Origin of the sequence: Micromonospora sp. KC723 (assembly GCF_004348595.1) — a bacterium.
Lineage (GTDB): Bacteria > Actinomycetota > Actinomycetes > Mycobacteriales > Micromonosporaceae > Micromonospora.
On sequence record NZ_SMKD01000193.1, the window covers coordinates 1 to 8,004 of the forward strand.

Consider the following 8,004-nt stretch of genomic DNA (forward strand, 5'->3'; position numbering starts at 1 on the left):
GCGAACCACCATGCGCCACGACCGCGCCCGCAAAAACCTCGACCGACACCCCCACTACATCCCCGCCGCCAATATGCCCCCCGGGAACATGATCAGCCGCTCACGGCTTCGCCGATGAGCGCCCGAGCTTGCAGGTTTCCTGTTGCCCTCAAGCAGAGTTCAGGTGCTTCACTGTCGGCCATGGATCTTGACGGTTTGCGCGTCGCCATCACCGGCGCGGCACGTGGCACAGGTCGATTTCGGCCGAGGCGTTCGCCGAACGCGGTGCCCAGATCTTCCTCTCGGCCCGGGACGTGGAGGCGGCCCGGCGGGTTGCCGATGCGATCAGCCAACGGGGAGCAGGTCGGGCCGATGCGTTTCACTGCGACCTCGCCGCACCGGACTCGGTGCGCGGGTGAGGGATCACCGCCGCGGAGGCGCAACGCCGCTACCGCCGCCATTCGGACAGCGCTGGCCAGGCTGCTGCTCGACCAGCCGATCCCGCCCATCGGTCGGGGGGAGGAGGAAGGGGCTTGCGCCCTGTCCTGTGGCAGAATTCGCCTGATGCTCCAACTCACGGATTTCATCATCGACTGCCCGGACCCGATGAAGCTAGCGGCCTTCTACTCCGAACTAACAGGCCGCCCGATCAAGGAGGACAGCGACGACCAATGGGCCGGCATCCCCTTCGGCGAAGTGGAGCTGGCCTTCCAGCGGGTGGACGACTACCGCCCCCCGCGCTGGCCCGATGACGAACACCCCAAGCAGTACCACCTTGACTTCGAAGTGGACGACATCGAGATCGAACAGCGCCGCGTCGTCGAACTCGGCGCGACACTGCAGAAGGACTTCGTTGGACCCGATGGATACGGCTGGCAGGTCTACACCGATCCGGCCGGGCATCCCTTCTGCCTGTGCCGCAACAAAGGGGTCACGTGGACCAACAAAGGGATGGTGTGGCCGTAACTGAGCGTTTGGTTCGGTTCTATAGGCGTAGGCATCTGGCGCCCTGGGCACCCGGGCTGACACCTCGCCATCGCGAGTCCGACACCACCATGCGGCGCGGGCCGCTCAACCAGTAGGGCAGCGGCCTGGGCCGCGGTCCTGCTCGCGCCCCTCCTCCAGCGCCGCGATCGCGGCGTTAAGGTCACCGGCCCGCAACGCGAGCCGGGCTCAGTCCTGGAGGTACGTGGCCACCGCGACCGACTCAGAGCCGGCCCGCTCGGCGTCGATCCGCCTCAGCGAAGTACCGTGCCAGGTAGAGGAACGCCTGCGGCGAAGCCGACACCAGCTGCCGCACACGGGTGCCTTTCTAGATCACCCAGATCCGTTGGTCGGCCCAGTCAAGGTCTTCCGGCACCAACCCGAGAAACTCAGCGGTTCGCGCTCCGCTGGAGACGAAGCACTCGAGCAGTGCCCGATCTCGGTCGCAGTCCAGCGCCGCGAACAGATCGTCCCACAACCCATCCGGGATCGAGCGGGGCAGCGGGGCGGGAACCCGCAGCCGTGCCCGCCCGAACTTCGCCGGTGTCTCCGACGGGCTGCGGTGTGCCATCGCTCGTCGCGGTTCCGCTGAGACCGGGACTGGATTGCGCACCGGGCCACGACCGTGACGAGCGTGGAACTGGTAGAACCCGCTGACCACCGACAACGCGTGGTTGATCGTCGACGGTGCGTAGCCCGCCTGAAGAGCCGACTTGCCCGTCTTCGGATTCAAGGATCCGGCGGGTGGCGCATCCGGATCCGACCGTTGCCGTTGCCGCTGCCGCTGCCGCTGCCGCTGCCGCTGCCGCTGCCGCTGCGATTCTTGGCCGAGCGAAGCCAGCCCACCAATACCGCGATCTCGGCCCCGGTCGCCTGTTGCCAGCCCATCTGCAGAGCCCACAACAGCCGGAACCATCGCAGTAAAGTTGAAGGCGTAGCTGCGGCAGGTCAACGGGCTGAAATCGCTCAGCGCGAGTTCACGGAGGTAGCCGGTCGCCGGCTCGACCTCGGCTCCCTGTGTGTCACGTACGACGAACGGCGGAGGCAGTAAGGAGGTGTCGACCACCGAACCCACGGGCGGGACTGTGCCGCGCCCGTCTCCTAACAAGACACGCAAATCACGCAGCGCCTCCGAGTCATCATCGCTGGCACCAAGACCAACGAGACGGCCGGTGCAGATAGCTCAGCACTGTTGAACGGTCGATGCTGGTCAGTCCCGGGTATGAATCGACGCGGTGCAGCAGCGCCGGTTGCCGGTGGTGTGGCTTGCCGAGGACAGTGGACGTTGTTCACTCCGTTCGCCGTTCGACGGGGGCGCTTATCAGGACCCCGTCGTCATGGACCTCTTGGCACAGGCGCGCGATGTTGACGAACATCTCGCCGTCGAGCGGGTGGGCGTTGAGCAGGCGCAAGATCGCGGTGCAGTACTTGGCCAACGTGTTGCGGCCCGGCATGAAGATCGACAGCTCGTCGCGGCCGTCCTGCGCTTGGACGACGAGATCGGCGGGCAGCGCTGCCAGCACTTTCGCGGGTGCCGCCACCGGAACCTTCGCGACCCAGAAGGGACCCCCGCCATCGAGGACGCGTCGGTCCTGTTCCTGTGTCTCGAGCGCCAGGGCCCTCCACGGCCTGCCCAGACACGTGACGCCGGCCTCCTCCACCACTTTGACCAGTTCGGTCGCGGTTGCCGCGATGATCGCCTCGGCTTCGTCCCACTCTTGTGCGCTACGTCCGAGCGGCGTGTCGTGCACCGACTTGGCCACCACGATCATCCCCGGTACGCGACGCAACTGGGGTTCCGGCTGCGCTTCGAAGACGGCACGGGCGGCCTGAATCGCCTCTTCCTGGGCCTTGCGCTGCTGGTGAACCTCGTCGCTGTGCCGGTCGAGTAAGGCAACCGCCTGGTCCGGTTCGTCGAGGGCGTGCCGGACGAGCTTGACGCTCATCCCGGTATCCCTCAGGAGGGTGATCAGCATTGCGCGTTCCACCTGCTCGAACGCGTACGAACGGTAGCCGGTCCGCTTGTCGATTTCGGCCGGCACGAGCAAGCCCTCGGCGTGGTAGAAGCGCAGGGCCTGTGGCGACAGGTGGCACATCTCGCTGAACTCACTGATCGACAACATGACACAAGGTTGACCCCTCCAGTAACTGGAAGGGCAAATCCGAAGCTTCGCAGAGCCGGCGCGCATCCGCTCATCGCCATGGAAGCTGAAGCACGGGGCAGCGGTGACAGCCTGTGACGCTTGGGGCAATGCGGGCGGCGCCGGCTCGTCGGTGCCCGGCGTGGTGGGCGCGTATCCGCCCATGGGAGGAAGCCGGCTCGTTGTGCCAGGATCCCTGACCGGACCAGCTTGAGAAGTCGATCGAGCCAGTTACGGCCCTTCGTGCCACCGCTCCAGTACGCCGAGCTGATGCCGGCGAGAATGTCGTCACCCGGCAGCCTCGCGCCGTTGGGCGGTCGCCGCCAGCCCGGACCCGGCGGTTCTGCAGAAGGGCGAATCCGGCGACGCGACCGCGACCGGACGCCCGTGCCGGCTGCGGTGGCGGGGCGACCGCGAACGGAGTGTCGACGAGTACCGTCACCTGCCGCCCGGGCCACGTTGACCCGCGTCCGTGGCGGTGCCCGCGAGGGTGCCGGCCCGTCAGTCGGCGCCGCCGACCCTGCGACTGGTCGTCGACTCGGCCCTCGACGGCGTGGCCAGCTGATACTTCGACCGGTTCGACGACGCCCCGGGTACGAGCAGGCGTACGACGCCGACGCCGTTGCCCGGCTGGTGGCGGCCACCCGCAGCCTGGTCGACGGGTGGCCGCGCCCACCCTGCCTGGCGGCCATCGCGCCGGGCGCGGACCCTGCTGGCGCTGGGCCGGTCCCTGGCGATCGGGGCGACACCGACGCGGCCCGGTCCTGCTGGCTCGAGGCGCTGGCGGTCTTCGACCAGCTCGGTGACCCCGAGGCCGACGAGATCCGCGCGCTGCTACGCGAGCCGGCGGCCCCCGCTCGGCGCGGGCCCGGATGAGCGTGTGCAGGTACGGTCACCCCCGCTGCTCCTCCGGCCCGTCCTCGTACCAGCGGGCCCGGAACTCCGCCTCGTGCGCCTCGTCAATGGTGTGTCCGGTCGTCGAGGTCGAACCCACCGATCACCCCGCACCGTGGGACAGCGCACCGAGATCACCATGGACCGCGTACGGCAGATCGCCGAACACGCCCTCCACAGCACAGCCGGCGAATCCTGGAGCGGGCCGAGTGTGCTCGGCCGTCGTGGCGGCGTTCGACCCCGACGCGCTGTTGGGCAGCGTTGGCCCGCCGGAACGCTGAGGCCGCACCGCTCACGGAAGGGTGGGAAGCGTTGGTGGACCGGCTGCCCGAGAGGCCCTCGAGCAGGCCGGTCACGGTTTCGGTGAGTCAGCGGAAGCGAGGGTCGTTCCCGGCACGGGAGTCCACGGTCAGCGACATTGCGCGGGCGATGTCGCCCCAGGAGACGTACGAGAAGTTCGTGGCGTCGCGCTCCTCGTCGACGTCGGGTCCGGTCTCGGGCTCGTCGTGCGTGACGAGCAGACCCTGCCGGTACTTGCCGACAGGCCGGTTCGTCACTGCCAGACCGTCGGAGCCGTTGATGTCATCGACGCCACCGACGCCGGTGACCCGGAAGCTTCCCACCGCCCGATTCGTGCCTTGGCGCTGGTAGACCGCGAATGTGTCGTCGCCCTGACTGGACACGAGCACATACCCGACCGAGCCACGCCCGTAGTAGATGTCGACACCTTCGGCATCAGCCGTGAGCAGGTTCCCGCCGTAGCCCTTCGCGTTCGGGTCGACCGGCTTGCACTCCTCGGTTTCGCTGTCGTAGACATCGTGGATCCCGAAGTCCTTGACCCGGTCGACGAGCGTCGGCCGGCTCCGCGGCCCGAGCGGCAGCTGAAGCCGCCACAAGCCGACGTCCTCCTGCGCGGCGTAGAGCACGCCCGATGCCTGGTCCACCGCGACGCCTTCGAGCTGCGGCAGCACGCCTGGCTCCTCGCAGGGCACCCAGGCCATCCCGTTCGGCAGCCGGAAGCTACTCGGCATCACAAGCTGCCGGATATCCGTATAGCCGAGCTTGCCGTCGATCTCCACAATGCGGACGGTAGCGATTCTGGTCGTGCCCTCCTGGGTGACGACGCCGTACGTCTCGCCCGGTCGCGGCTGCCAGACAGCGAGGCCGTATACGGTCTGCTCCCCCTCGACCGCCTCCCGGTCGGGGTTGAACAGGAAGCTCTGGTCCGCTGCGGTGACCTCGGTCAGCGGGGTACGCGCCGCCGCGCCGGCCGGGTCGATGACGAAGAACCGGAGCTGGTCGTTGTAGCGGTCCGAGACGACGGCGACGTCGACCCGGCGACCGGCCAGGTGGAGGCCGTACGCGATGTCGACGTTGTTGTAGCGGCCTGCGACAGTGTCGGTCCGCGGTGCCTCGGTGGCGGGCAGCGACTGAAGCTCGCGCGAGCTCATGCCGTAGACGCGAAGGCCACCCTCCTTGGCGGTCACGATCACCACAGACTTCCGGGAGTCCGTGGGGTGGACCCAGATCGCCGGGTCGTCACCGGAGGCGTTCCCACCAGCCTCGTCGTCGTACAGGACCGGGGTTTCATTGTCAGTGGTCACGACCGGCGGCTGGGCGATGGCAGCAGCGCTCGCGTGCGCCGGGGCGAGCAGCGCAGCGGCGACGGCGGCCACCGTCACCGCAGCGCTCAACGTGTGCGTCATGCACAGCCACCCTTCGGCACGAAGATTGCCGCCGAGCCGGCCGGCGGGTTGCGGAAGGTGGAAATCGTGGGGTGTCCCGGCTTTACAGCACAATCCGTCAATGCCGGCCGCCCTCGGCGAGCGAACTCCCACACCGGCGATGGCTACTCGTCACCCAAGGACCATCGCACCATCCGAACCTGCGTGGCCGCGCACGACAGCGAACGCAAGACGATCGGGCACCCGTCGTCGGCCCGGTCTGACCCTAGATTGCGACGTGTTGACGGCGCACGGCTCCGACCCGCGCATCGTGGTGTATACGGCACCGCGGGCTCCCGGACGCCGACAAGATCACCCTCCTACGCATCACCGAACAATCCCGTTCGACGGCTGAAGCACTTACGTTGCAGCGAACACCAGTCCCAGGGTCCACGTTCGATCCGCTCACTATCGCGCGGCTGGCCACAATCCGGTTTTGCCTCCGGGCCAGGCCGCGATAATGCGGACGGGAAGCCGCCGGGCAGGCCGCGCCCGCACCACCACTGTGCCGGCGTCCTCAGCGTCCGGGTGCGTGGGTTGACAGCCAGTCCTCGGCCGGGGTGAACGGGACGGGTACGGGGCGTTCGACCGCCGTCGTCAGCTCGACCCGCCGGCCCTCGGCGGCCGAACGGAGCAGGGCGGTCATGATGTCGAGTACGTGCAGCCCTACCTCACCGCTGGCCCGTGGCGGACGCACCTCGTCGGCCCGGACCAGATCGATCAGGCCGACCCCCCGGGAGGCGGCGACGTAACCGGCCCGCGGTTCGAGGACGCGCCACCCGGGGCCGTCGAGCGCGAGATGGCGGACCTCGCCGTCGAAGTTGTTCGGATCGGGTACGACGAGGGTGCCGTTCTCCCCCTGCACCTCGATCGGCGCGGCCGACGTCGCGACACCGTCGAAGCTGGTCGTCAGGGTGGTCAGGGCGCCGCCCGCGTGTTCCAGCACACCGGTCACGTGGGTCGGCACCTCGACCGTGATCCGCTGCCCGAGGCGGGGGCCCGAGCCGATGACCCGCGCATCACGCAGCTGGCTGGCCGCCCCGATCACCGCACGGACCGGCCCGAGCAGGTGGACCAGCGCCGAGATGTAGTACGGCCCCATGTCCAGCAGTGGGCCGCCACCCGGGGCGTAGTAGAAATCGGGGTCAGGGTGCCAGCGCTCGTGTCCCGGGGTGACCATGACGGCCGATGCGGAGAGCGGGCGCCCGATCAGTCCACCGTCGATCGCCGCTCGGGCGGTCTGCGTACCGGTGCCCAGGACGGTGTCCGGCGCGCAACCGACGTGGACGCCGACCGACGCCGCCCGGTCGATGATCGACCGGCCCTCCGGGAACGTGACGGTGAACGGCTTCTCGACGTAGACGTTCCTGCCGGCGTCGATCGCCGCGCCCGAGATCTCGGCGTGCGCCGCCGGGATCGTGAGGTTGAGCACCGTCTCCACGTCGGGGTGGTGGAGCAGCCGCTCGACGCTGACCGCCTCGGCGCCGGGAATCGTGGCGGCGGCAGCGACGGCCCGAGCCGCGTCCCTGTCGGCCACCGCGACGACGCGCACCGTGGGATGGTTGGCGAGCGTGTCCAGGTACGCGCGGGAGATGACCCCGAGACCTACGATGCCGACGCCGTGCGGGTCGCCCACACCATCCCCCTCTCGATGACGGTGCGGACGCACGCGTGCTCCAAAACGTCGAGGCTGTGTCCCGGGGTCGTCACGACAATCCGCCCGGCGCCCCAGTTTCGGGTCCAGATCGCCGGCGAGGTGACCGACCGGTGCCACGGGTGCCACGCCCGCGTCGGATGGGTGGTGGTGGCCAGTACGTCGATCAGGTCGTCGTGCAGCACCCAGTACTGCTCGGTGACCAGGTCGAAGTCCTCGATCCCGGCGGTGACCGGATGCTCCCGGCCGAGGTCGGTGATCTTGACCGAGTGTGGCAGGAAGTTGTCCTCCTCTCCGCCGCTACGTTCGCACGGCTGGATGCCCGGATGGGTGGCGAACTGGCCGCCCACCAGGTGCAGGTAGTCCGAGGAGGCGCGGAACGAGTCGACGATGCCGCCGTGCCAGCCGGTGAAACCGGTCCCGGCGGCGACCGCCGCAGCCAGACCTGCCACCTGCTCCCCGGTGATCTGCGACATCGTCACGCACTGCACGATGAGGTCGGTGTCGGCCAGTTCGGCGGCGTCGGCGTAGATGTCCGTCGACCCCTCCACCCGTACCGCGTATCCGCTGCGTTCGAGGAACGGGATGAACAACTCCGTCGCCTCGACAGGCCGGTGTCCCTCCCACC

The 8,004-nt window shown here is 68.8% G+C and carries 7 protein-coding genes and 1 pseudogene; 3 read left to right on the top strand and 5 right to left on the bottom strand.

Annotation, left to right across the window (positions count from 1 at the left end):
• Positions 1–180 precede the first annotated feature (180 nt).
• Positions 181–395, top strand: a pseudogene (locus E1165_RS30225) (SDR family NAD(P)-dependent oxidoreductase); the annotation flags it as partial.
• A gap of 148 nt (positions 396–543) precedes the next feature.
• Complete coding sequence (locus E1165_RS26615) at positions 544–945, top strand: VOC family protein (protein WP_132394472.1); 402 nt, start codon at positions 544–546, stop codon at positions 943–945.
• Positions 946–1,291: 346 nt separating this feature from the next.
• Here the strand turns inward: E1165_RS26615 and E1165_RS26620 are convergent, their stop codons facing one another.
• The gene (locus tag E1165_RS26620; protein WP_132394473.1) at positions 1,292–2,038 is read right to left on the bottom strand and encodes a hypothetical protein; all 747 of its coding nucleotides are present in this window, start codon (positions 2,036–2,038) and stop codon (positions 1,292–1,294) included.
• Between the two features lie 214 nt (positions 2,039–2,252).
• Positions 2,253–3,086, bottom strand: coding sequence for a MerR family transcriptional regulator (locus E1165_RS26625; RefSeq protein WP_132394474.1), 834 nt, complete (start codon positions 3,084–3,086; stop codon positions 2,253–2,255).
• Between the two features lie 651 nt (positions 3,087–3,737).
• Here E1165_RS26625 and E1165_RS26630 point away from each other — a divergent pair.
• Positions 3,738–3,980 (top strand): hypothetical protein, encoded by a 243-nt coding sequence (locus E1165_RS26630; protein ID WP_132394475.1) that lies wholly within the window; start codon positions 3,738–3,740, stop codon positions 3,978–3,980.
• A 386-nt stretch (positions 3,981–4,366) separates the two neighbouring features.
• Here E1165_RS26630 and E1165_RS26635 read toward each other — a convergent pair whose 3' ends face one another.
• The 3 genes from E1165_RS26635 to E1165_RS26645 form a co-directional block, all read right to left on the bottom strand.
• Positions 4,367–5,680, bottom strand: a complete 1,314-nt coding sequence (locus E1165_RS26635; protein WP_243705003.1) for a phytase — start codon at positions 5,678–5,680, stop codon at positions 4,367–4,369.
• Between the two features lie 559 nt (positions 5,681–6,239).
• Entirely contained in the window at positions 6,240–7,358 is a 1,119-nt protein-coding gene (locus tag E1165_RS26640) for a Gfo/Idh/MocA family protein (protein WP_132394476.1), read from the bottom strand.
• Positions 7,328–8,004, bottom strand: a 677-nt coding sequence (locus tag E1165_RS26645; protein WP_132394477.1) for a ThuA domain-containing protein, incomplete at its 5' end; no start/stop codon positions are given. The genes E1165_RS26640 and E1165_RS26645, both read right to left, overlap by 31 nt.

Bases quoted from the DNA above. Each gene is read 5' to 3' on its own strand.
- E1165_RS26615 (WP_132394472.1), top strand. From the start codon at position 544: ATGCTCCAACTCACGGATTTCATCATCGACTGCCCGGACCCGATGAAG.
- E1165_RS26625 (WP_132394474.1), bottom strand. From the start codon at position 3,086: ATGTTGTCGATCAGTGAGTTCAGCGAGATGTGCCACCTGTCGCCACAG.